Here is a 22122-nt window from a genome sequence, read left to right as displayed (position 1 = left end):
CCCTCCGAGGGGTGCAGCCAGGGCCCTGGGCGGATGCGAGCACAACGCAGAGCGCCCCGGACTGAATGGTCCGGGGCGCTCTGCCGATGCACGAGGCATCACATGTGGAGATGGGGGGAATTGAACCCCCGTCCGGTGCAGCTTCTTCCGGGCTTCTCCGGGCGCAGTGTGCTGTGGATTTTCTCAGCCCTGGTCCTTGTAGCACACGTCTCGACCAACAGGCTCAGTCGCGTAAGTGTTCACCAGCCGTCCGCGACGTACGGCTGAAGCAGTGGCCTTCTAGCTGATGCCAGACACCGGGGCGAAGGCGACCCCGGGCTGACAGACTGCTGTCGCTAGCTCAATCAGGCAGCGAGAGCGAAGTCAGTGCGCTTGGATTCGGCACTTATTGGTTTGCACAGGACGTTTACGAGATGACTGTGCTTTCTCGGCCCGCTTCACCAGAATCGACTCACACCGTCGAAACCGATCATCCCCATATGCTGTTGTCAACCAGCTCCGACGACTGCCCCTGAGGGCCGTTGCCGGACACACCAGTCTACTGCTTGACGCCCGGGAGGACAACACCCCGCCGACCGCAGCCGACGGGGTGAGCGGTGCTGGAGAGCGCTTCAGCGCATGTTGCGGTAGCGCATGGCGCGCTGGGCCTCGCGGTTGTCCTGGGCCTCGCGCAGTGCCTGACGCTTGTCGAACTCGCGCTTGCCGCGGGCCACGCCGATCTCCACCTTCACGCGCTTGCCGTCGCGGAAGTACATGCTCAGCGGCACGATCGTGAAGCCGGACTCGCGGGTCTTCTGCGCGATCTTGTCCAGCTCCGAGGCGTGCAGCAGCAGTTTGCGACGGCGCTTGGCGGAGTGGTTGGTCCAGGAGCCCTGCAGGTACTCCGGGATGTTCACGTTCTCCAGCCACAGCTCGCCGCGGCGATCGAAGGCGCAGTAGCCGTCCACCAGCGTGGCGCGGCCCATGCGCAGCGACTTCACCTCGGTGCCCATCAGGGCGATCCCGGCTTCGTAGGTGTCGAGGATCTCGTAGTCGTGCCGGGCCTTCTTGTTGTTGGCGACGACATCACGGCCGTCGTCGTTCTGCTTCTTCTTCTTGGTCGCCATGCGGCCTTATCACCCCTCGGACGGATCGGGAGTCGCGCCGGCGCGCCAGCGGATGCCCGCGTCCACGAAATCGTCGATCTGGCCATCGAACACGGAGGAGGGGTTGCCCTCCTCATGGTTCGTGCGCAGGTCCTTGACCATCTGGTACGGGTTCAGGACGTAGGAGCGCATCTGATCGCCCCATGACGCCTTGACGTCTCCGGCCATCTCCTTCTTCTTGGCGTCAGCCTCCTGCTTGCGCTGCAGGAGGATGCGCGACTGCAGCACGCGCAGGGCAGCGGCGCGGTTCTGGATCTGCGACTTCTCGTTCTGCATGGACACGACGATCCCCGTGGGGATGTGGGTCATGCGCACCGCCGAGTCCGTGGTGTTCACGGACTGACCGCCCGGGCCCGAGGAGCGGAAGACATCGATCTTCAGCTCGTTTTCCGGGATCTCGATCGTGTCGTCCGACTCGATCAGCGGGATGACCTCCACCGCCGCGAACGACGTCTGGCGGCGGCCCTGGTTGTCGAACGGCGAGATGCGCACCAGGCGGTGGGTGCCGGCCTCGACCGACAGGGTGCCGAAGGCGTACGGGGTCTTGACCTCGAAGGTCGCCGACTTCAGCCCCGCCTCCTCCGCGTAGGAGGTGTCCAGGACCTTGGTCGGGTAGCCGTGGCGCTCGGCCCAGCGCAGGTACATGCGCATGAGGATCTCGGCGAAGTCCGCGGCATCGACGCCGCCGGCGCCGGCGCGGATGGTCACGACGGCGTCGCGCTCGTCGTACTCGCCGGACAGCAGCGTGGTGATCTCGAGCTGCGCCAGATCCTTGCGCACGGAGACGAGCTCCTCCTCGGCGAGCGCGAGGGTGTCGGCGTCGTCCTCCTCCTCGGCCAGCTGGACCATGACCTCGATGTCCTCGATCCGCTCGCCGAGGGCGTCGAGCCGCTTGAGCTGCGACTGCTTGTGCGAGAGCTGCGAGGTCAGCTTCTGGGCGTTCTCGACGTCGTCCCAGAGATCGGGGGCCGCCGCCTGCTCATTGAGCTGCGCCACCTCTGCGCGCAGAGCGTCGATGTCGACGACCTCGGTGATGGACGAGTAGGTGGAGCGCAGAGAGCTGATCTCGGCGGGAAAGTCTGTGGTGGCCATAGGGACACAGCCTAGTTCATGCGCACAGTCCGCTCCCTTGCCCCGACCCCTGCGATCACGACGGTCGCAGGAAGTCGTCGCAGCAGCGGCTGACGCGGTCACGCCCGAGCCGTCGCAATGGGGACGATCACCCCAGCGGACCCAGCCGTCGGTCCGCCGACCCGAGGAGCATCCGTGCCGTCCCTGTCGCTGAACCCGTTCAAGACCCTCGAGAACCTGCTGGACCGCGATGGCAGGCACCTGGGCCGCAAGGGCGAGGTGGTCGACGACATGATCGAGCTGCGCCGGAAGATCGACGCCTACGAGTCCGGCCAGGACACCTGGGACATCTGGTCGCAGGTCACCCGCGAGAAGATCCAGTGGGCGCGCGTGGACATCGTCCCGACCTACATCGTGGACCGCATCGACGAGGTGCTCGAGGTCATCGATCCGCGCCGCGGCGAGGACTGGCGGGACCGCGACATCGCCCTGTCCACCCTGGACCGGCTGGTCACGGATCAGATCCGGATCAACACGTGCCCCGACGCCGGCCTGCGCCAGCTCAAGCAGCTGAAGTACTGGCGCGACGGGCAGTGGAAGCGCTACCCGCTCCGAGCGGAGTCCTCGCGGCTGCCGGAGCGCTGAGCACCGTCCGTCCCGGGCCCGGCGGGCTGCCTGGCGCCGGGCTGCGGGTAGCGTCCGCGCACGAACCGGCGGAGGTCGCGGGCGAGCTCGGCCAGCGCGCCGGCGGCATGGTGGTCGGGGTCCCAGGCCGCGTGCAGTCGGAGGGTGAGGGGGCTGCCGTCGTCGGCGAGGATCGCCAGCGGCACGAGCTCGAAGCGCGGATCGTCGCTGAGTACCGTCAGACCGCGGCCCGAGGCGGCCAGCGCCTGGGCGATCACGGGCGAGCCGACCTCGACCGCCGGCTCCACGCCCAGCCCGGCGACCTCGAAGGCGGCGTCCAGGCTGCGACGGGCGTGGAACGACCGCTCGAGCAGCAACAGGTCGGTGTCGGCGAGCTCGCGCACCGTGATCGCCCCCGTCCCGGCCAGCGGGTGCCCGGGGGCCGCATAGGCCCACAGCCCCAGCTGCGCGACCTCGATGGACTCCAGGCCGGCGGTGGGGGCGATCGGAGCCACCGCCAGGTCCGCGCCGCGACGCAGCGCCGGATAGAGGGAGTCCACGGGCGCCTCCAGGACCGAGGCCAGCGGGGCCTCGGGCGACCACTCGGCAAGCCAGGGGGCCACGATGTCATCGCGCGTGGTGCCGGCCGATGCGATCCGCACGCGCTGCAGGGATCCGGCGGCGGCGTCGGCGGCCGTTGCCTCGAAGGCGGCCGCGCCGCGCAGCAGCTCCCGCGCCTCGGGCAGCAGCTGCTGGCCGGCCGCGCTCAGGCGCATCCGAGTGCCCTCCCGGTCGAACAGGCGCACGCGCAGCTGCCGCTCGAGCTGGAGCAGCTGGCGGCTGACGGCCGGCTGACCCAGGCCGAGCCGGGCTGCCCCGGCCGTGACGGTGCCCTCCTCGGCCACGGCGACCAGGCTGCGCAGCGCACGCAGGTCCATCCCCACCCCTATTCCTAATCGGCATGGCGATCATCGAGAACCGATATTGGACAGCATAGGCAGGCGCAGACGACAGTGGTGGCCATCACCGTCGTCGCGGTGCCCGCACCGGCTCGCAGCCGGCGCAGCCCGCGGCGAGCATCGCATCGATACGAGCACCAGGGAGCCGTCATGTCCGTCCCGCAGAAGCGCGAGCTGCGCACCGCCATCCCCGGCCCCCGCAGCCAGGAGCTGCACCAGCGCACCAAGCAGGCCGTCTCCTCCGGCGTGGGCGTGGGGCTGCCGGTCTACGTGGAGAAGGCCGGCGGCGGGATCGTCGTCGACGTCGACGGCAACCAGCTGATCGACATGGGCTCGGGCATCGCCGTGACCTCGGTGGGCGCCTCCGCCCAGCGCGTGATCGACCGCGCCCAGGCCCAGCTCGAGGACTTCACGCACACCTGCTTCATGGTCACCCCGTACGAGGAGTACACGCAGGTCGCCGAGAAGCTCAACGAGCTGACCCCCGGCGATCACGAGAAGCGCACCGCGCTGTTCAACTCGGGCGCTGAGGCCGTCGAGAACGCGATCAAGATCGCCCGCCACCACACCGGGCGCACCGCCGTGATCGCGTTCGACCACGCCTACCACGGCCGCACGAACCTCACGATGGCGCTGACGGCCAAGAACATGCCGTACAAGCACGGCTTCGGCCCGTTCGCCTCGGACGTCTACCGCATGCCGATGGCCTACCCGTACCGCTGGACCGGCGATGCCGCCTCGATCGCCGACGACGCCTTCGAGGCCTTCACCTCGGCCGTCTCCGCACAGGTCAGCGCCCAGAACGTGGCCGCCGTGATCATCGAGCCGATCCAGGGCGAGGGCGGCTTCATTGTCCCGCCGTCGGGCTGGCTGGCGAAGATCGCCCAGTGGTGCCGCGACAACGGCATCGTCTTCATCGCCGACGAGGTCCAGACCGGCTTCTGCCGCACCGGCGACTGGTTCGCCTGCGATCACGAGGGCGTGGTCCCGGATCTGATCACGACCGCCAAGGGCATCGCCGGCGGACTGCCGCTGTCCGCGGTGACCGGCCGCGCCGAGATCATGGACGCGGTGCACGCCTCCGGGCTGGGCGGCACCTACGGCGGCAACCCCGTGGCCTGCGCCGCCGCCCTGGGCTCGATCGAGACCATGGAGCAGGAGGACCTCCCGGGCCGCGCCCGCGAGATCGAGGCGATCTTCCGCGAGCGCCTGGGGCAGCTGGCCGAGAAGCACGAAGCCATCGGCGAGATCCGCGGCCGCGGCGCCATGATGGCCGTGGAGATCGTGAAGCCCGGCACCACCACCCCGGATCCCGATCTGACCAAGGCCGTCAACGCCGCCTGCCACGCCGCAGGCGTCATCACGCTGACGGCGGGCACCTACGGCAACGTGCTGCGCTTCCTCCCGCCCCTGGTGATCAGCGATGATCTGCTGGGCGAGGCCCTGGACGTCCTCGAGGAGGCCTTCGCGACCCAGGCCTGAGCCGCGGGCCCGTCGAGCACGCGACTGCCCGGGCGCGACCGGCACCGCTTCGACGGCCCCGCACGGATGAGGAGGAGCCCATGAGGCTGGCAGTTCTGCAGGAGCTCGCGGTCGTCAACGATCTCGAGGCCAATCTGGCCACGGTGGTGGACGGCATGAGAGCGGCCGCCGACCGCGGGGCCGACGTGCTCGTGACCCCGGAGCTGTTCCTGACCGGCTACGCCCCGCTCGCAGTGCGCGCCGCAGCCGATCCGCAGGCGATCGCCGGCGTCCTGGAGCGCGTGGCGCAGGCCTGCCGGGAGATCGGGATCGCCGCGGTCGTCAGCTTCCCCGCCCAGGAGCCGGGCTCGGGCCCGGACGGCCCATGGCAGATCCGCGCCGCGCTCTTCGACGCCGACGGCAGCCGGCTGCTCGACTACGGCAAGGTCCATCTCTTCGGCGGGGACGAGGCGGCCGCCTTCTCCCCTTCCGAGCAGGCTCCAGCCGTCGTCGACCTGCTGGGCGTGCCCGTCTCGATCGTGATCTGCTTCGACGTGGAGTTCCCGGAGATCGTGCGAGCCGCGGCGGTCGCGGGCGCGGAGCTGATCCTGGCTCCCACGGCGATATCCGAGGGCTTCCCGGAGGTCTCGGAGGTCCTGCTGCGGGCGCGCGCTCTCGAGAACCACACGATCGTGGCCTATGCGAATCACGCGGGCGTGGAGGACGGGATCCGCTACGACGGACGCAGCGTGATCGTGGGACCGCACGGCAGAGACCTTGCCCGAGCGGGCCAGGAGCCGGAGCTGATCATCGCGGACCTGGACTTCGAGGAGGTGCGCCGGGCCCGCGCCGAGATCCCCTACCTGGACCAGCGCCGCCCCGATCTCTACTCCCGCTGGGAGCGCGGCTGAGCAGCGACGCACAGCAGGCGGCGCACGACGGGGACCGACCGAGCCTTCAGCGGCTCGCTCGGTCCCCGTCGTCCGTCCGGTCCTCCTGAGCCTCCGCGGCGAAGCGCAGCGCGACCCACAGGTCGGCGCGCACGCCCATGTCGCCCAGATCCGTCCCGAGCTCCCGCTGCAGAGTCTCGATCTGGCGACGCACCGTGTTGCGATGCAGGTCCAGCTCACGGGCCGCCGCCTCCCAGGAGCCGCCGCAGGCCAGCCATGCGGTGAGCACGCGGCGCTGCTCGGCCGCCTCCGCGGTGGGCTCGAGCAGGGGCCCGAGCACTCCACGGGCCAGTGCGGCGCCCGCCTGCGGGCCCAGCAGGGAGGCCACGCTCGGCGGCTGCTCCCCCTGACGCAGGCTGCGGTCGCTGCTGCGCAGCTGATCGCGCACCGCTGTCACCTCCACGGCCGCCGTCCGCAGGGCGTCGGCCGCGACCGGATCGCCGATGGCCAGGAGCCATCCGCGGCGCCGGGCCTCGGAGACCGCCTGGGCGCTCGGATCGCGGCGCGTGATCGCCGTGAATCCCCAGTCCTCCGGGATCACCAGATCCGTGTCGAGCAGATGGCCCCAGAAGCGAGCACCGGCCGATGTCCCGCCCGGATCCCTGGGCACGCCCATGACGACTCGCAGCCGCCTGCGCTCCGAGGACCCCGCGCTGCGGCTGATCAGCGCCTCCGTGGCCGGTGAGGCCGCGCTGCCCCGCAGCAGCAACCGAGCCGCCAGCTCCCCGACGGCCTCCCTCCTGCCGTCGCGGCGATGCTGCAGGACCTCCAGCACGGTCACCGCCGCGCGGACGGTGCCGGCGGCCGAGGGCTCCAGCGGGCGGCGGGAGCCAGCCACCAGGACCGCCACGGCGTCGTCGCCGCGGGGGCGCAGCGGGTGCGCCTCCACGACCGGCTCCTCGATCTCGGGGAACCGGGCGATCTCCAGGCGCGATCCCGACCGGCCCATCACCCGCTCGACGAGCTGCTCGAGCTGCTGCGCGGAGGCCGGGCTGACCCCGGCGCGCACCCGTCCGTCCGTGCCCAGCAGCACGGCCCACCCCACGCCGCCTCGCATGAGCACCGACAGCACGTCCTGCTCGGGGCTCGAGCCCATGGCCGCACCGAGCAGGCGCCGGGTGCCGTCGTGCAGATCGCGCAGCACCCGGGCCCGAGCCGTCTCCATGAGCTGAGCGAAGGCCAGCCCGATCGCGGCGAACGAGACCTCGGGCGGGATCTCGAACAGCCCCAACCCGTGCTGCCGGCAGGCCTCGAGCACCGCCTCGGGGGTGCGATCGTGATGCGGAGCCAGCCCCACGCCCAGCGCGCGGACCTCGGCCTGCACCAGCGACGCCACGTAGCGCTCGGCCTCGCCGCTGCCGTCGGCGGCGCGGAATGGCATGCCCGAGGTGAGCAGGACCTCCCCCGGAACCAGGAACGGGACGGGGTCATCGAGCTCGCTCGAGCCGACCCACCGCACCGCGCTGTCCCCGCGTCCCGGGTGCAGCACGCGCACCGAACCGGGAAGCGCCCGCAGCAGCCTGTCCAGGGTCACGGTCACGAGCGGTGTCTCGAGCGACGGGTCCACGATCTCCTCCTGATCCGAGCGCGGGAGGCCCCGACGTCGGTCGGTGCTCCTTCGCTGCTCTGCGCCGATGCCCCCGCCTCGCCGGGCCGGGCCCGAGGGCCCCGTCCTCGACGGCAGCGGCTATGGTGCGTTCCGCACCTCATTGACGAATCTCAGGGCATATCATCCCACGATGAGATGCGGATCACGTCCCTAGAGTGGCACTCGATCCGCCGGAGAAGGGAACCCCCATGGCCGATGCACCCGCCGAGCGACTCTCGCTCGGAGCCCAGCTGTCCAGGCGCAAGCCCCTGCCCATGTTCCGACGCGAGAGCGGCGCGGATGAGGAGGGAAACGAGCTCAGCCGCAGCTTCGGCGTGGTCCAGCTGACCATGATCAGCATCGGCGCGACCCTTGGAACCGGCATCCTCGTGATCCTCGGCGAGTCCGTGCCCATGGCCGGTCCCGCCGTGTGGATCTCGTTCGTCATCGCAGGCATCGCTGCGCTGCTGTCGGCCCTGTCCTATGCCGAGCTCGCCGGACGCGTCCCCGTCTCCGGATCGAGCTACTCCTACTCCTTCGCCACCATGGGCGAGGGCATGGCCTGGATCTGCGGCTGGTGCCTGGTGCTCGAGTACGGGGTCTCCGTGGCAGCCGTGGCCGTGGGCGCGAGCCAGTACGTCAACGAGACCCTGTCGGTCTTCGGGCTGAGCCTGCCCGAGGCCCTCACGGCCGCGCCGTCGGAGGGCGGGCTGATCAACCTGCCGGCCATCCTGGTCGTCATCTTCGCCACGATCCTGCTGGTGCGCGGAGCCCGCGAGTCCTCGCTGACCAACGTCGTGATGGTGCTCATCAAGATGGCGATCCTGATCTTCTTCATCATCGTGGCCTTCACGGCCTTCGACTCGGGCAACTTCGAACCCCTGCTGCCCATGGGCGTCAGCGGCGTGACCGGTGCGGCTGCCGTCGTGTTCTTCTCCTACATCGGCTTCGACGCCGCCTCGACGGCCGGCGAAGAGGCCAAGAACCCCAAGCGGGATCTGCCGCGCTCGATCGTCATCTCGATGGTCGTCATCACGGCCCTCTACGTGCTGGTCGCCGTCAGCGCGGTCGGCGCTCGGCCCTGGGACTGGTTCGAGGGCTCCGAGGCCCCGCTCGTGCACATCCTCGACTCAATCACCGGATCCCGTGTTCCCGGCCTGATCTTCGCCGTGTCCTCTGTGGTCGCGATCGTCTCGGTCGTGCTCACGGTGCTCTACGGCCAGACCCGCATCCTGATGTCCATGTCCCGCGACGGCATGGTCCCGGCGATCTTCCAGAAGGTCTCCCCGCGCACCGCCACCCCGGTGGCCAACACGGTGATCGTCGGAGCCATCATCACGGTGACCGCCGGTCTGATCCCGCTGGGCGAGCTCGCCAACGCCACGAGCATCGGCACGCTGTTCGCCTTCATGCTGGTCAACATCGCCGTGATCCTGCTGCGCCGCCGCGAGCCCATGAGCCGCGACAGCTTCCGCTTGCCGCTGTTCCCCATCACCCCGATCCTCGGCGCCCTGATCTGCGCGGCGCTGATGACCCAGCTCGGCGGCGTGACTTGGATCGTGTTCCTGATCTGGATGGCGGTCGGAGCGGTCATCTACCTGGCCTACAGCCGCCGCCACTCCCTCGTGGGCAAGCTCTCCGCCGACGAGTACGGCGTCCTCATGGCCGAGCCGTACCCCGCCACCGGCCCCATCGACTACGCAGCCGCTGACGGCCCCTCCCCCATCGGCGCGCCGAGGCGCCGCGACCAGGAAGGCGAATCACGATGACCACTGCCACCGAGCATCCCATGGACGGCGGCCAGAACCGCCCGCTGACCATGCTGAACCCCGACTTCCCGTTCAGCTACGACCACTACCTGCAGCACCCCGCGGGCCTGGGCCAGGTGCCCGAGTCCATGCACGGCACCGAGGTCGCCGTGATCGGCGCGGGGCTCTCCGGGCTCATCACGGCCTACGAGCTGATGAAGCTCGGCCTGCGCCCGGTGGTCTACGAGGCCGGCCAGATCGGCGGTCGCCTGAAGACCGCGAGCTTCGACGCCGCTCCCGAGGTCGTCGCCGATCTGGGCGGCATGCGCTTCCCGGTCTCCGGACGCGCCCTCTACCACTACATCGACCTGGTGGGACTGGAGACCGAGGCCTTCCCGAACCCGCTCTCGGACGTCACCCCCTCCACGGTGATCGAGCTGGGCGGTCAGTCGCACTACGCCCGCACGCCCGATGAGCTGCCCGAGTTCTTCAACGAGGTGGCCCGCGCCTGGCAGTCGGCGATCGATGACGACGCCGAGGCCGAGCAGATGAAGGACGCCATCCGCGACCGCGACACCGCCCGGATCAAGGAGATCTGGAACCGGCTGCTGCCGCGCATGGACGAGCAGACCTTCTACGGCTTCATCGCCGAGTCCCAGGCCTTCCGCGAGGCCGGCTTCGCCCACCGCGAGGCCTTCGGCCAGGTCGGCTTCGGCACCGGCGGCTGGGACACCGACTTCCCGAACTCGATCCTCGAGATCCTGCGCGTGGTCTACACCGATGCCGACGACGGCCACCGCCGCATCTTGGGCGGGGCCCAGCAGCTGCCGGAGCGGCTGTGGCGCCATGTCCCCGATCAGCTCGAGCACTGGCCCGCCGGCACCAGCCTGCAGTCGCTGCACGGCGGCGCCCCCGCCGGCGCCGTGAGCGCGATCCATCGCGACGAGACCACCGGCGAGCTCGAGATCACCGAGCGCTGGGGCCGCACCCGCCGCTACGCCGCCGTCGTGACCGCCTGCCAGTCCTGGCTGCTCTCGACCCGGATCGACACCCAGGAGTCGCTGTTCCCCGCGCCCCTGTGGACGGCCCTGGAGCGCTCGCACTACATGCAGTCCTCCAAGACCTTCGTGATGGTGGACCGGCCCTTCTGGAAGGACGTCGATCCGGAGACCGGCCGCGACACCCTGTCCATGACGCTGACGGACCGCCTCAACCGCGCGACCTACCTGCTCGATGACGGCGACGACAAGCCCGCCGTGATCCTGCTGTCCTACACCTGGAACGACGACGCCATGAAGTGGCTGTCCCTGGATGCGGACCAGCGCGTGGAGCTGATGCTGCACTCGCTGAAGCAGATCTACCCGGACGTCGACATCGCCAGCCACATCGTGGGCCAGCCGATCACCGTCTCGTGGGAGTCCGACCCGAACTTCATGGGCGCCTTCAAGGCCAACCTGCCGGGGCACTACCGCTACCAGCAGCGCCTGTTCACCCACTTCCAGCAGGACGACCTGCCCGAGCACCAGCGCGGCATCTTCCTGGCCGGCGACGACATCTCCTGGACCGCTGGCTGGGCCGAGGGCGCCGTGCAGACCGCGCTGAACGCGGCCTGGGGCGTCGTGCGCCATCTGGGCGGCTCCAGCGCCGCCGAGAACCCGGGCCCGGGCGAGCTGCTCGACGAGTACGGCCCCATCTCCCTGGACTGAACCGCCCCGCACCCACCACCGGAAGGACCCGTCATGGATCACCCCCGCGTCAACGAGAACGGGCACGTCGGCCCCGTCAACGCCGCCCTCACCCCGCGCTACGCAGGACTGGGCACCTTCGCCCGCCTGCCCCGGATCGAGGACGTCGACCACGCCGACGTGGCCGTGGTCGGCATGCCCTTCGACACCGGCGTCTCCTACCGGCCCGGCGCTCGCTTCGGAGCCACGCACGTGCGCGAGTCCTCGCGCCTGCTGCGCCCGTTCAACCCCGCCCAGTCGGTCTCGCCCTTCGCCGCCAAGCAGGTGGCCGATGCCGGCGACGTGGCCATCAACGCCTTCGACATCGAGGACGGACTGCGCGCCGCCCAGGAGGCCGCGGCCTCCTTCCTGGCCCAGGACACCTCGATCATCACGATCGGCGGCGACCACACCCTGGCCCTGCCGCTGCTGCGCGCCCACGCCGCCAAGCACGGGCCCATCGCCCTGCTGCACTTCGATGCCCACCTGGACACCTGGGACACGTACTTCGGCGCCGAGTACACGCACGGCACGCCATTCCGCAGGGCCTTCGAGGAGGGTCTGCTGGACACGGACGCGCTGTGCCACGTGGGCACCCGCGGCCCGCTCTACGGCACGCAGGACCTCGACGACGACGCCCGCTTCGGCTTCGGGATCGTGACCAGCAACGACGTCATGCGCATGGGCCCCGATGCCGTGGTCGAGCTGCTGCGCAAGCGCGTGGGCGATCGCCCGCTGTACATCTCCCTGGACATCGACGTCCTGGACCCGGCGCACGCCCCGGGCACCGGAACCCCCGAGCCCGGCGGCATGACCTCGCGCGAGCTGCTCGAGATCCTGCGCGGGCTGCGCGGGACGAACCTGGTGGGCGCGGACGTCGTGGAGGTCTCCCCTCCCTACGATCACGCCGAGCTCACCGGCCTGGCCGCCGCGCACGTGGTCTACGAGTTCATGTCCCTGCTCGCACTCGGCGCCGGTGCCGAGAAGGGCGGACCGGCCTACGGGGAGTCGGGCACTGTCTACGGCGGCTGAGCCCACGGCCCCCGGTGGGATGGACATCCCGCCGGGGGCCCGCCCCGTGCGCGGCACCCTGGGTCTGGGCCGGATCCTGCTGATCTGGCTGGCCGCGAACCTCGTGGTCACCACGATCCTGACGGGGACCATGTTCGTGCCCTCCGTGCCGTTCGCCGACGCCGTGCTGTGGGCGGGCGTGGGAACGCTGGCCGGCACCGCGATCCTGTCGCTGATCGCGGTGATGGGCGCGCGCACGGGACTGTCCACCATGGCCCTGTCACGGGCCTCCTTCGGCCTGCGGGGATCCCAGCTGCCCTCGATCGCCAACGTGGTCATCCTGATGGGCTGGTCATGGGTGCAGGCCATGCTGGCCGGGCTCTCCGTGGACTACGTCGTCCACGACCTGACCGGCTTCTCCCAGCCTGCGCTGTTCGCCGCTGCGAGCGAGGCCATCGTGGTCGGCATCGCCCTGTTCGGGCATCGGGCCATCGAGCGCGTCGAGCCGCTGCTGGGGCTGCTCACCCTGGCCGTGATGGCCTTCATCTTCCAGCAGGCCCTCACACGGCACTCTCCCGGCGAGTACCTGGAGCTGACCGGGATCCCCGGCGGCGAGCTGATGGGCATCGACGTCTTCGACATCGCCTTCGCCACCGCCATCTCCTGGACCGTGCTCAGCGCAGATCTGACCCGGGCCGCTCGGACGCAGAGGGCTGCCGCGGTGGGCTCGTCGGTCGGCTATGCCACGTCCACGATCCTGGCCATGGTGCTGGGCATCGTCTGCGTGTCCTTCGTGCTGCTGGAAGGAGGCGGTGCGCGCGCCTTCGACCCGGCGCTGATCCTGGACGCCTTCGGCGCTCCCCTGGCCGCCGTCATGTTCCTGTCCGTCATGGCCGCCAACTCCATGGCCCTCTACGGGATGACGCTCACGCTGCGCCACGCCTTCCCGCATCGTCGCCCGCTGCCCTTCGTGCCCACGGCGCTGGGCCTGGGCGCTGCGGCCGTGGCGGGATCCACGTGGCTGGCGCTGCTCGAGCGCTTCACCGACTTCCTGTCCACGATCGGCTCCCTGTTCATCCCGGTCTTCGCCGTGATGATCGTGGACTACTACCTGGTGCGACGGCGCACCATCACCCCGGACATCCTCCGCACCAGCGGCGGGCGCTACTGGTTCCGCGGCGGCTGGCATGCCGGGGCCGTCGTGTCCTGGGCGGTGGGCGCCGTCTGCTGCGGTCTCCTGTCCTTCGTGTGGCCCTCCGCCCTGGGGGCGATGCTGCCCACGGTGCTCGTCACCGCGGCGACGTACCTGCTGTGGTGCAGGGCGACGGGCGTGCAGGAGGCACCGGGCACGACCAGCCGCCACCTGGCCGATGCCCTGGACGAATCGCCCGCGACCGCCTGAGCCCTCGCCCCTCCAGCGCCCCGGCTCCGGGGTCATAGGCTGAAGGGGCGGCCCCGAGAAGCCGCAGAGCCGACCGGAAGAGGTGCGCGATGTCTGTCGTGAAGATCAATGTCCTCAGCGTCCCCGAGGGTGCAGGTGCCGAGCTCGAGCAGCGCTTCGCCTCGCGCAAGCACTCGGTCGACGGCTCGGACGGGTTCGAGGGCTTCGAGCTGCTGCGCCCCACCGGCGGTGAATCCCGCTACTTCGTGGTGACCCGCTGGCGCGATGAGGCCTCCTTCGAGGCGTGGCGCTCCCAACGCCAGCCCTCGCATGAGTCCACCGGCCGCCAGCCGGTGAGCTCGCAGGCCGAGCTGCTGGAGTTCGAGGTCGTCGACCTCGAGGGCTGAAGCCCCGCACCGGAGCAGCCGCCGCGACGGGCCCGCTTCTCGAGCGGGTCCGTCGTCGTCTGTCCACATCTGTCCCTCTTCCCTGCTCACGAACGGCGCGGAAGACTCGGGTGCGGCTCGCAGCACCGGATCGGGAGGAACTCCATGGGCATCGCCGAGAGGCTCGTCGCACGCAGGAACTGGCGCCTGGCACGGCTGGCCGCCCTGCCGCTGAACCTCTCCGTGCCCGCCGAGGTGCGCATCGGGGACGGACTGCAGCTGGTGCACTACGGCTTCGGGACCGTGATCTATCCGGAGGTCACGATCGGCGATCGCGTGCGGATCTATCAGCAGGTCACCATCGGGCGGAAGGATGCGCACCTCCCCCGCACCGACTCGCCGTTCGAGCACCTGGAGATCGGCGACGACGTCGTGCTGTTCCCCGGGTGCAAGGTGCTCGGCGGAGCCGGGATCACCCGCATCGGCCGAGGGACGATCGTGGGAGCGAACGCCGTCGTGCTGGGCTCCACCGGCGAGGACGAGATCTGGGCGGGGAATCCGGCGCGCTGCGTGGGGCGGCGCACCGACGGCTGAGCGGGCATGTGCCGACTCACACGAACGCGGAGACCCCGGTCAGCGCGCGTCCGACGATCAGGGTGTTGACCTCCGCGGTGCCCTCGTAGGTGAAGATCGCCTCCACATCGCTGAAGATCTTCCCCATCTCCCGATCGACCAGGATGCCGTTGCCGCCCATGAGCTGGCGGCCCAGCGCAGCGGACTCGCGCGCCATCTGGGAGGTCTTCAGCTTGGCTATGGCCGCCTGGCCCATGGTGGCCGTGCCCTGGGCGCGCAGCTGGCTCATCCGGTGGGCGATCCCGACCGAGGCGGTCGTGTTGGCCGCGATGCGCACCAGGTGATCCTGCGTGAGCTGGAAGCCGGCCAGAGGGCGGCCGAACTGCCGGCGCTCCAGGGCGTACCGGCGGGCGACGTCGAAGATCGCCATCTGCGCACCCACGGACTGCCAGGCCAGCCCCGCACGGGACTGCTCCAGGATCACGTTGGTGTCGCGGAAGGAGCTGGTGCCCGGCAGGTGGTTCGAGGCCGGGATGCGGACGTCCTCGAGGGTGATGTCCGCGTTCTGCACGATCTTCACCGCGATCTTGTGCTCGATCTTGGTGGCCGTGAACCCGGGGGTGTCCGTCTCCACGATGAAGCCCTTGACCTGGCCGTCGGCCTCGTCGCGGGCCCACACGATCGCGATGCGGGCGATCGTCCCGTTGCCGATCCAGCGCTTGGTGCCGTTGAGCACCCAGTGATCGCCGTCGCGGCGCGCCGTGGTGGCCAGCCCGCCTGCCACGTCTGAGCCGTGGTCGGGCTCGGTCAGGGCGAAGCAGCCGGTGAACTCCATGCGGCGCATGGGCGGCAGCCACTGCTGCTTCTGCTCCTCGGAGCCCAGCTCGTCGAGGGTGGCCATCACGAGGTCGCTGTGCAGCGCCAGGTAGACGCTGATGGAGATGTCCGCCCGCGCCAGCTCGGCTGCCACGAAGCCGCGGAAGACCGAGTCGGTATCCGGCGAGCGCAGATCCCCCAGTCCGAACTCGCCGCACTTGGCGGCCAGCTCGGGGGCGAACTCGTCGCGCGACCAGTGCTCGGCCGTATGCGGGCGGATCTCCGCGTCCAGGAACTCCCGCAGCTCGCGCAGCCTGCGCTGCTGGTCCTGCGGCAGCGCGCTGCGGTGATCCAGCAGGTCCGCCTCCGGCAGATCTGCGATGTCGATGTGCTCTGCGCTCATGATGGCTCTCCTTCTGCGATGCGACCGGGACGTCGCTGCTGCGGGCCCGGGGTCTGGGTCAGGGGGCTCCGGATTCGGGGCGGTCCGTGCTCGGGCCCGGACGCACGGGTTCAGCCAGAGCGGTGAGCGGGGCCCCGGCTCGGGCCGCCCAGTCCTCCCACTCCTGTGCGGTGCGCTCGGCCAGGATCCAGGTGAGCTGCTCCGGGACGTCGCCCTGCGGGTCGAGGCCCAGGCCGACCAGCGCCTGCACGAAGTGCGGCTCCAGGGCCGCCAGCGCCACGTGGCCCTGGGCGGCCGGGTAGATGCGGTAGTACGGGCTCGCTCCCCCGAGCGGCGACTCCGGGCCGGTCATCCCCCAGCGCACCGGCAGTGCCAGATCCAGGGCGGCCTCGCTCAGCGCCGTCTGCTCATGGCCGCCGCCGCTGGCCCAGCGGCCGTCGGGCCCGCGGGTTCCGTGGCGCTCGCGGGACAGCAGCAGGGTCAGGGCTGCGCTCACGGCCTGCTCGGCGCCGTGCATGTCCGCGCTCAGCGTGCGGGGCAGACGGTCCGGGTCGAGCAGCCCCGCCCCCGCCTGGAAGCTCAGATCGTGCCCGGGACGATCGGCGTGGTCGCCGGGGAAGCCCACCAGGTCGACCTGGCACAGCCCCGGGTGCCGGGGATGCACCGAGGCGAAGTCCAGGCCCAGCCGTCGCAGCGCCCCGGCCCGCGAGGAGCTCAGCAGCAGGTCCGCGCCCTCCAGCAGGCCCTCGAGGCGCTCTCGGCCCTCGTCCGACTTGAGGTCCAGGCTCAGGACCTCCTGGCCCCGGTGGAGGTGCTCGAACAGCTCGGGCAGCTGGTGGCGCAGAGGATCTCCGGACGGCGGCTGGATCGTCACGACCCGCGCGCCCAGGCCCTGCAGGCGCGCCGCGGCCACCGGTCCCGGGAGGTTCTGGGCGATCGACACCACCACGAGGTCCTCGAGCGCCCCGGACGGCACCGCCCCTCCGCGCGCGGCGGGCTGGGCGGGGCCGGGCTCGGGGCGCTCGGTCATGCCAGGGTCCCCTCGTCCGCTCGGGCCCGCAGCCAGTCCGAGGGCGCGAAGCGCGGGCCATAGGCCGCTGCCAGCTCCTCCGCCCGGGCGATGAAGCCGGCCAGGCCGCCCTCGTAGTTCGTCATGAAGGTGGCCGGGCCGCCGGTGGCCGGAGGGAAGCCGATGCCGAAGATCCCGCCGATGTTCGCCGAGGCCGTGTCGGTGAGCACGCCCTCCTCGAAGCAGGCCGCGGTCTCCAGGGCCATGCGGAACAGCAGCCGGTCCTTCATGTCCTCGGCCGGCAGCTCGGTGCCGCGTGCGAAGTGCTCCCTCAGCCCCGGCCACAGGTGCTTGCCGCCGTCGTCCGGGTAGTCGTAGAAGCCCGCCCCGGCAGCGCGTCCGGGCCGCTCGAACTCCTCGACCATGCGGTCCACGAGCGCCTCGCCGGGAGCCACCGGGCGCTCTCGGCCCTCGGCATGGGCAGCCTGGATCTCGGTATCGCGGATGTGGCGCATGAGGTTCATGGAGATCTCATCGAACATCGCCAGCGGCGTGCCCGGGAACCCCGCCTGCGAGGCGCGGCGCTCGATCACCTGCGGATCCGCGCCCTCGTCGAGCATGGCCACGGCTTCGAGCAGCAGGGTGCCGAACACGCGCGAGGTGTAGAAGCCCCGGCCGTCGCCCACGCTGATCGCGATCTTGCGGATCTGCTGCGAGAGGTCATAGGCCCGCTCGAGCGTGCGCTGGGAGGTCTGCTCGCCGCTGATGATCTCGACCAGCTTCATCTTCTCGACCGGCGAGAAGAAGTGCAGGCCGATGAAATCCGCCGGCCGCTCACGACGGGACTGCAGCGAGGTGATCGGCAGGGTGGAGGTGTTCGAGCACATCAGCGTGTCCGGCCCGACGACAGCCTCCACCTCGGCGAACACGGATGCCTTCAGATCGGGGTCCTCGAAGACCGCCTCGATCACGGCCTCGACGCCCGCCAGATCCGACGCTTGATCGGTGGGCAGGATGCGGCCCAGGACCTCATCGGCCTCCTCCTGCGTCATCCGCCCGCGCTGCACGGCCTTGGCCAGCAGCGACTCGCTGTGCTGACGGCCCTTCTCCGCTTTGTCCACGGAGACGTCCTTGAGGTGCACGGTCATCCCGGCGCGGGCGCACTCGTAGGCGATGCCCGCGCCCATCATCCCGGCGCCCAGAACGGCCACCGAGGAGACCTTCTGCGGCTGCGTGGTCCGCTCGCCCAGGAACCGGCCCGCTCGGGCGGCCTGCAGGTCGAAGTGGAAGGCCTGGATCATGGCGGTCGAGACCCGGCCGGTGACCAGCTGTGTGAAGTACCGCGACTCGATCCGGCAGGCGGTGTCGAAGTCGACCTGCGCACCCTCGATCGCGGTGCTCAGCGCCGCCAGCGGAGCGGGCAGGTCCGCTCCCTTCAGCTGCTTGCGCAGGTTGGCGGGGAAGGCGGGCAGGTTCTGGGCGAACGATGGCTGCGAGGGGCCGCCGCCCGGGATGCGGAAGCCCTTGACGTCCCAGGCCTTGACCGCGGCGTCCTCGCCCTGGGCGTGCTCGCGCAGCCAGGCCTTCGCCGCGGGCAGCAGCTCCTTCGGCGACTCGACGACCTCGTCGATGACTCCTGTCTCGAGGGCCTGTGCCGGGGACTTCTGGGCCCCGGGCAGGATCCAGCCCATCAGAGCGGCCTGGATCCCGAGCATGCGGGTCAGGCGCGAGATGCCGCCGGCGCCGGGCAGCAGGCCCAGGCTCACTTCCGGCAGGCCGAGCTTGACCCGGGAGCCGCCGACGCAGATCCGGTGGTGGCAGGCCAGCGCGATCTCCAGCCCGCCGCCGAGCGCTGAGCCGTTGAGCGCAGCCACGACCGGGATGCCCAGGGTCTCCAGGCGGCGCAGCTGCCCCTTGATCGACTGGGTGAGGGCGAAGATCTCCTCCTCGTCGCCCGGCCCGGCCGCCCGCAGCGCCTTGAGGTCGCCTCCGGCGAAGAAGTCCTTCTTGGCGCTGGTCAGCACCACGCCGTGGATCGAGTCTCGCTCGGCCTCGAGCCGCTCGAGCGCCTTCTCCAGGGCGTCCTGGTAGGCGTCGTTCATGGTGTTCACGGGGGCGCCGGGGTCATCCATGGTGAGGATGACCAGGTCGTCGTCGCGCTGCCAGGAGATCATGGTCGGCTCGGTGGTCGTGGCGTCGCTGTCGTGCTGCGTCATCGGTGGGGGTCCCTTCGGATGGCTCATGCGAACCGGGGCTGGCTGCTGTGTGCGGGGTGCAGAAGGCGGTGTCAGATCCGCTGGACGACGGTGGCGATGCCCATGCCGCCGCCGATGCACAGGGTCGCGATCCCGTGCTCCAGGTCCCGGCGCTCGAGCTCGTCCACCAGCGTGCCCAGGATCATGGCGCCGGTGGCTCCCAGCGAGTGGCCCATGGCGATCGCGCCGCCGTTGACGTTGGTCTGCTCCTGGGACCAGCCCATGTCGCGCAGCAGCTTCAGCGGGATCGCGGCGAAGGCCTCGTTGATCTCGACCAGATCGATGTCCGAGGCGCTGAGCCCGGCGACGTCCAGGGCCTTGCGGCAGGCCGGAGTGGGCCCGGTGAGCATGATCGTGGGCTCCGAGCCCACGACGGCGGTCGAGACGATCCGCGCCCGGGGCCGCAGCCCGTGGCGCTGCCCGGCCTCCTGGCTGCCCACGAGCACCAGGGCCGCGCCGTCGACGATCCCCGACGAGCTGCCTGCGTGGTGCAGGTGCTCGACCCGCTCGATCTCGGGGTAGCGGTTGGCCGCGATGAAGTCGAAGCCGCCGGCCTCCCCCACCTTGGCGAAGGCCGGGTTGAGCTCGGCCAGCGATTCGACGGTGGCCTCCGGTCGGATGGTCTCGTCCCGGTCCAGGACCTGCAGTCCGTTCTGGTCCTTCACCGGGATCACCGATCCGGAGAAGCGGCCGTCCTCCCAAGCCCGAGCCGCGCGCTGGTGGCTCTGGACGGCGAACTCGTCGAGCTCGCGGCGGGTGAAGCCCTCGCGGGTTGCGATCAGGTCGGCGGAGATGCCCTGGGGGATGAAATCCGTGGCGATCGCGGTCGCCGGGTCCATGGCCCACGCGCCGCCGTCGGAGGCCATGGGCACCCGGGACATCGATTCCACGCCGCCGCCGATCAGCAGCGACTCCCAGCCCGAGCGCACCCGGGCGGCCACCTGGTTCACGGCCTCCAGGCCCGAGCCGCAGAAGCGATTGAGCTGCACTCCGGCCACGTTCTCCGGCATGCCGGCCTTGATGGCTGCGGTGCGGGCGATGTCGGCGCCCTGGTCCCCCACCGGGGTCACGCAGCCCAGGACGATGTCCTCGATGCCCGCCGGGTCCATGTCCGGGTGGCGCTCGCGCAGGGAGTCGAGCAGACCGCCGAGCAGGTCGACGGGCTTGACCTCGTGCAGGCTGCCGCGGGGCTTGCCCAGCCCGCGCGGGGTGCGGATGGCGTCGAAGATGAGTGCTTCGGCAGGTGCCGTCATGGAGGGGCCTTCCTGGAGGTTCGGGAGATCGGGCTGCGTGGTCCGTCAGGACTCAGGCTGGTAGGCATCGGAGTACTCGTCGCGCAGCTTCTTCTTGTTGATCTTGCCGACGGAGGTGCGGGCGATCTCGTCGATGAAGCGGATCTCGTCCGGCAGCTGCCACTCGGCGAAGGCGCCGGCCAGGTGCTCGCGCACCGAGGCGTCGGTGACGTCGGAGCCCTCGGAGGTCACCACCAGCGCCAGGGGGCGCTCCTGCCACTTCGGGTGAGGGACGCCGATCACCGTGGCCTCGACGACGCCGTCCAGAGCCATCAGGCGGTTCTCCATGTCGATCGAGGAGATCCACTCGCCGCCGGACTTGATGACGTCCTTGAGCCGGTCGGTGATCTTCAGGTAGCCGTGCTCGTTGAGGTAGCCGACGTCGCCGCTGCGCCAGTAGCCCTCCTCGTCGAAGCCGGCCTCCGTGGCCTCGGGATTATCGGCGTAGGAGGCGACGATCCAGGGGCCGCGCAGGCGCACCTCGCCGGCCGTGCTGCCGTCGTTCGGGACCTCCTCGCCTGCGGGGTCCACGATCTTCACGTCCACGCCGGCGACCACGAGGCCCTGGTACTTGCGCATCTCCCAGGCCTCCTCCTCGGAGACCTTCGAGGCCACAGACGGCTTCATCCAGTTCAAGGACACCACGGGCGAGGTCTCCGTGGCTCCGTAGGCGTGGATCACCTCGGCACCGGTGAGCTCATGGAAGGCCCGCATCATGGACACCGGCGGCTCGCTGGCCCCGCACAGGAAGCGCAGGCCGTCCAAGCGCGGAGGGGTGTCCATGCGCTTGAGGCTGCGCAGCATGGGCATGAGGATCGCCGGCGCCGCCGGGGCCAGCGTGACGTCCTGCTCCAGGATGGCCTCGGTGAGCATGTCCATGTCATCGAGCGTGAAGCGCCCCGGCAGCACCATCTGCGCGCCCACGGCAGTGGCCGCGAAGGGCAGGCCCCAGCACTGCACGTGGAACATGGGCGTGAGCATCATGACCTTGTCCGCGCCCGTCAGACCGCTGTTCGTGCTCACGGCCATGGCGTGCAGCCACACCGAGCGGTGGGACAGGAAGACGCCCTTGGGCCGACCCGTGGTGCCCGTGGTGTAGCAGGCCGCAGACGCCGTGGTCTCAGCCATGTTCGGGATCTGCGCCAGCGGCTGGGAGCCGGCGATCAGCTGCTCGTAGGAGGAGACTCCCGGGAAGCCGTCGAACTGCTCCAGGGAGGAGTCCGGGCCCACGACGATCCACTGGGTGACCTGCGGGATGTGCTCCTTGAGCCCCTGGGCCAGGCGCAGCAGGGTGTGGTCGACGATCAGGGTCGCGGCCCCGCTGTGCCCGATCACGTACGCCAGATCCGCCGGCGCCAGGCGCATGTTCAACTGGATCATGGTGGCGCCCACAAGCGGGATCGAGAAGTACGACTCGTAGTGCTCCAGGCTGTTCCACAGCAGCACGCCCACGCGGGAGTCCGGGCCGATGCCCAGACCCTCCAGCGCCGAGCCCATGCGCAGGACCCGGTCCCAGGTGGCGGCGTAGTCCGTGGACTGCCACTGCCCGGAGTCGTCCCGGTAGGAGATCTGCTGATCCCCGAAACTGCGGGCCGCGTCGCGCAGCATCCGGGTGGTGGTCAGCTGCTCGTGATCGCCCATGGTGGACGGTGCTCCGTGGACCAGCGGCGGCTCTGCGGCCATGGTGGGACTCCTGTGGTCTGACTCACATGGTTGGTGCCCGCAG

General features: G+C 70.5%; 18 protein-coding genes and 1 other RNA gene. 9 read left to right on the top strand and 10 right to left on the bottom strand.

The window, feature by feature from the left end; translation table 11 throughout:
* Positions 1 to 102 precede the first annotated feature (102 nt).
* The 3 genes from ssrA to prfB all read right to left on the bottom strand — a co-directional run bounded on the left by ssrA (position 103) and on the right by prfB (position 2237).
* Positions 103 to 477: a transfer-messenger RNA gene (gene ssrA, locus QSJ40_RS05470) on the bottom strand.
* Positions 478 to 611: 134 nt separating this feature from the next.
* Positions 612 to 1106, bottom strand: coding sequence for an SsrA-binding protein SmpB (gene smpB, locus QSJ40_RS05465; protein ID WP_006215252.1), 495 nt, complete (start codon positions 1104 to 1106; stop codon positions 612 to 614).
* Positions 1107 to 1115: 9 nt separating this feature from the next.
* Positions 1116 to 2237: a peptide chain release factor 2 gene (gene prfB / locus QSJ40_RS05460; RefSeq protein ID WP_006215253.1), complete on the bottom strand. Its 1122-nt coding sequence runs from the start codon at positions 2235 to 2237 to the stop codon at positions 1116 to 1118.
* Positions 2238 to 2411: 174 nt separating this feature from the next.
* Here prfB and QSJ40_RS05455 point away from each other — a divergent pair, with 174 nt between their 5' ends.
* A complete protein-coding gene (locus tag QSJ40_RS05455) occupies positions 2412 to 2861 on the top strand; it encodes a hypothetical protein (RefSeq protein WP_006215254.1) in 450 nt (149 codons plus the stop codon).
* Here QSJ40_RS05455 and QSJ40_RS05450 read toward each other — a convergent pair.
* Positions 2819 to 3778, bottom strand: a complete 960-nt coding sequence (locus tag QSJ40_RS05450; RefSeq protein WP_040561235.1) for a LysR family transcriptional regulator — start codon at positions 3776 to 3778, stop codon at positions 2819 to 2821. The genes QSJ40_RS05455 and QSJ40_RS05450 overlap by 43 nt on opposite strands.
* A 171-nt stretch (positions 3779 to 3949) precedes the next feature.
* On the opposite strand from QSJ40_RS05450, the gene gabT reads away from it, so the two are divergent.
* Positions 3950 to 5281, top strand: a complete 1332-nt coding sequence (gene gabT, locus QSJ40_RS05445; protein WP_040561236.1) for a 4-aminobutyrate--2-oxoglutarate transaminase — start codon at positions 3950 to 3952, stop codon at positions 5279 to 5281.
* A gap of 80 nt (positions 5282 to 5361) precedes the next feature.
* A complete protein-coding gene (locus tag QSJ40_RS05440) occupies positions 5362 to 6171 on the top strand; it encodes a nitrilase-related carbon-nitrogen hydrolase (RefSeq protein WP_006215257.1) in 810 nt (269 codons plus the stop codon).
* Positions 6172 to 6217: 46 nt separating this feature from the next.
* Here QSJ40_RS05440 and QSJ40_RS05435 read toward each other — a convergent pair whose 3' ends face one another.
* Complete coding sequence (locus QSJ40_RS05435) at positions 6218 to 7777, bottom strand: PucR family transcriptional regulator (protein WP_006215258.1); 1560 nt, start codon at positions 7775 to 7777, stop codon at positions 6218 to 6220.
* Between the two features lie 230 nt (positions 7778 to 8007).
* Here QSJ40_RS05435 and QSJ40_RS05430 point away from each other — a divergent pair, with 230 nt between their 5' ends.
* The 6 genes from QSJ40_RS05430 (at position 8008) to QSJ40_RS05405 (ending at position 14642) form a co-directional block, all read left to right on the top strand.
* Positions 8008 to 9567 (top strand): amino acid permease, encoded by a 1560-nt coding sequence (locus QSJ40_RS05430; RefSeq protein WP_040561237.1) that lies wholly within the window; start codon positions 8008 to 8010, stop codon positions 9565 to 9567.
* Positions 9564 to 11252 (top strand): flavin monoamine oxidase family protein, encoded by a 1689-nt coding sequence (locus tag QSJ40_RS05425; protein ID WP_006215260.1) that lies wholly within the window; start codon positions 9564 to 9566, stop codon positions 11250 to 11252. The genes QSJ40_RS05430 and QSJ40_RS05425 overlap by 4 nt, the downstream gene beginning before the upstream one ends.
* A gap of 33 nt (positions 11253 to 11285) precedes the next feature.
* Positions 11286 to 12302 carry an agmatinase gene (gene speB / locus QSJ40_RS05420; RefSeq protein WP_006215261.1) on the top strand — a complete coding sequence of 339 codons (1017 nt, stop codon included), beginning with the start codon at positions 11286 to 11288 and terminating at the stop codon, positions 12300 to 12302.
* A gap of 19 nt (positions 12303 to 12321) precedes the next feature.
* Complete coding sequence (locus QSJ40_RS05415; protein ID WP_285729449.1) at positions 12322 to 13683, top strand: purine-cytosine permease family protein; 1362 nt, start codon at positions 12322 to 12324, stop codon at positions 13681 to 13683.
* A gap of 89 nt (positions 13684 to 13772) precedes the next feature.
* The gene (locus QSJ40_RS05410) at positions 13773 to 14069 is read left to right on the top strand and encodes an antibiotic biosynthesis monooxygenase family protein (RefSeq protein ID WP_006215263.1); all 297 of its coding nucleotides are present in this window, start codon (positions 13773 to 13775) and stop codon (positions 14067 to 14069) included.
* A 144-nt stretch (positions 14070 to 14213) separates the two neighbouring features.
* Positions 14214 to 14642: an LbetaH domain-containing protein gene (locus QSJ40_RS05405; RefSeq protein ID WP_006215264.1), complete on the top strand. Its 429-nt coding sequence runs from the start codon at positions 14214 to 14216 to the stop codon at positions 14640 to 14642.
* Positions 14643 to 14658: 16 nt separating this feature from the next.
* Here QSJ40_RS05405 and QSJ40_RS05400 read toward each other — a convergent pair whose 3' ends face one another.
* The 5 genes from QSJ40_RS05400 to QSJ40_RS05380 all read right to left on the bottom strand — a co-directional run bounded on the left by QSJ40_RS05400 (position 14659) and on the right by QSJ40_RS05380 (position 22079).
* The gene (locus QSJ40_RS05400) at positions 14659 to 15840 is read right to left on the bottom strand and encodes an acyl-CoA dehydrogenase family protein (protein ID WP_006215265.1); all 1182 of its coding nucleotides are present in this window, start codon (positions 15838 to 15840) and stop codon (positions 14659 to 14661) included.
* A 58-nt stretch (positions 15841 to 15898) separates the two neighbouring features.
* Positions 15899 to 16870, bottom strand: coding sequence for a CoA transferase (locus QSJ40_RS05395; protein ID WP_006215266.1), 972 nt, complete (start codon positions 16868 to 16870; stop codon positions 15899 to 15901).
* Positions 16867 to 19065 carry a 3-hydroxyacyl-CoA dehydrogenase NAD-binding domain-containing protein gene (locus QSJ40_RS05390; RefSeq protein ID WP_006215267.1) on the bottom strand — a complete coding sequence of 733 codons (2199 nt, stop codon included), beginning with the start codon at positions 19063 to 19065 and terminating at the stop codon, positions 16867 to 16869. The genes QSJ40_RS05395 and QSJ40_RS05390 overlap by 4 nt, the downstream gene beginning before the upstream one ends.
* Before the next feature lie 71 nt (positions 19066 to 19136).
* Positions 19137 to 20357 carry an acetyl-CoA C-acetyltransferase gene (locus QSJ40_RS05385; RefSeq protein WP_285729443.1) on the bottom strand — a complete coding sequence of 407 codons (1221 nt, stop codon included), beginning with the start codon at positions 20355 to 20357 and terminating at the stop codon, positions 19137 to 19139.
* Positions 20358 to 20402: 45 nt separating this feature from the next.
* Positions 20403 to 22079, bottom strand: a complete 1677-nt coding sequence (locus tag QSJ40_RS05380; protein ID WP_285729441.1) for a long-chain-fatty-acid--CoA ligase — start codon at positions 22077 to 22079, stop codon at positions 20403 to 20405.
* Between the last annotated feature and the right edge of the window lie 43 nt (positions 22080 to 22122).

Source organism: Kocuria sp. NBRC 114282 (assembly GCF_030268385.1).
Classification (GTDB): domain Bacteria; phylum Actinomycetota; class Actinomycetes; order Actinomycetales; family Micrococcaceae; genus Kocuria; species Kocuria palustris.
The sequence above is the reverse complement of the archived record's forward strand: the minus strand, read 5'-3'. Positions and strand labels throughout refer to the sequence as shown.

Bases quoted from the DNA above. Each gene is read 5' to 3' on its own strand.
- smpB (WP_006215252.1), bottom strand. From the start codon at position 1,106: ATGGCGACCAAGAAGAAGAAGCAGAACGACGACGGCCGTGATGTCGTC.
- prfB (WP_006215253.1), bottom strand. From the start codon at position 2,237: ATGGCCACCACAGACTTTCCCGCCGAGATCAGCTCTCTGCGCTCCACC.
- QSJ40_RS05450 (WP_040561235.1), bottom strand. From the start codon at position 3,778: ATGGACCTGCGTGCGCTGCGCAGCCTGGTCGCCGTGGCCGAGGAGGGC.
- gabT (WP_040561236.1), top strand. From the start codon at position 3,950: ATGTCCGTCCCGCAGAAGCGCGAGCTGCGCACCGCCATCCCCGGCCCC.
- QSJ40_RS05440 (WP_006215257.1), top strand. From the start codon at position 5,362: ATGAGGCTGGCAGTTCTGCAGGAGCTCGCGGTCGTCAACGATCTCGAG.
- QSJ40_RS05430 (WP_040561237.1), top strand. From the start codon at position 8,008: ATGGCCGATGCACCCGCCGAGCGACTCTCGCTCGGAGCCCAGCTGTCC.
- QSJ40_RS05425 (WP_006215260.1), top strand. From the start codon at position 9,564: ATGACCACTGCCACCGAGCATCCCATGGACGGCGGCCAGAACCGCCCG.
- speB (WP_006215261.1), top strand. From the start codon at position 11,286: ATGGATCACCCCCGCGTCAACGAGAACGGGCACGTCGGCCCCGTCAAC.
- QSJ40_RS05415 (WP_285729449.1), top strand. From the start codon at position 12,322: ATGGACATCCCGCCGGGGGCCCGCCCCGTGCGCGGCACCCTGGGTCTG.
- QSJ40_RS05410 (WP_006215263.1), top strand. From the start codon at position 13,773: ATGTCTGTCGTGAAGATCAATGTCCTCAGCGTCCCCGAGGGTGCAGGT.
- QSJ40_RS05405 (WP_006215264.1), top strand. From the start codon at position 14,214: ATGGGCATCGCCGAGAGGCTCGTCGCACGCAGGAACTGGCGCCTGGCA.
- QSJ40_RS05400 (WP_006215265.1), bottom strand. From the start codon at position 15,840: ATGAGCGCAGAGCACATCGACATCGCAGATCTGCCGGAGGCGGACCTG.
- QSJ40_RS05395 (WP_006215266.1), bottom strand. From the start codon at position 16,870: ATGACCGAGCGCCCCGAGCCCGGCCCCGCCCAGCCCGCCGCGCGCGGA.
- QSJ40_RS05390 (WP_006215267.1), bottom strand. From the start codon at position 19,065: ATGACGCAGCACGACAGCGACGCCACGACCACCGAGCCGACCATGATC.
- QSJ40_RS05385 (WP_285729443.1), bottom strand. From the start codon at position 20,357: ATGACGGCACCTGCCGAAGCACTCATCTTCGACGCCATCCGCACCCCG.
- QSJ40_RS05380 (WP_285729441.1), bottom strand. From the start codon at position 22,079: ATGGCCGCAGAGCCGCCGCTGGTCCACGGAGCACCGTCCACCATGGGC.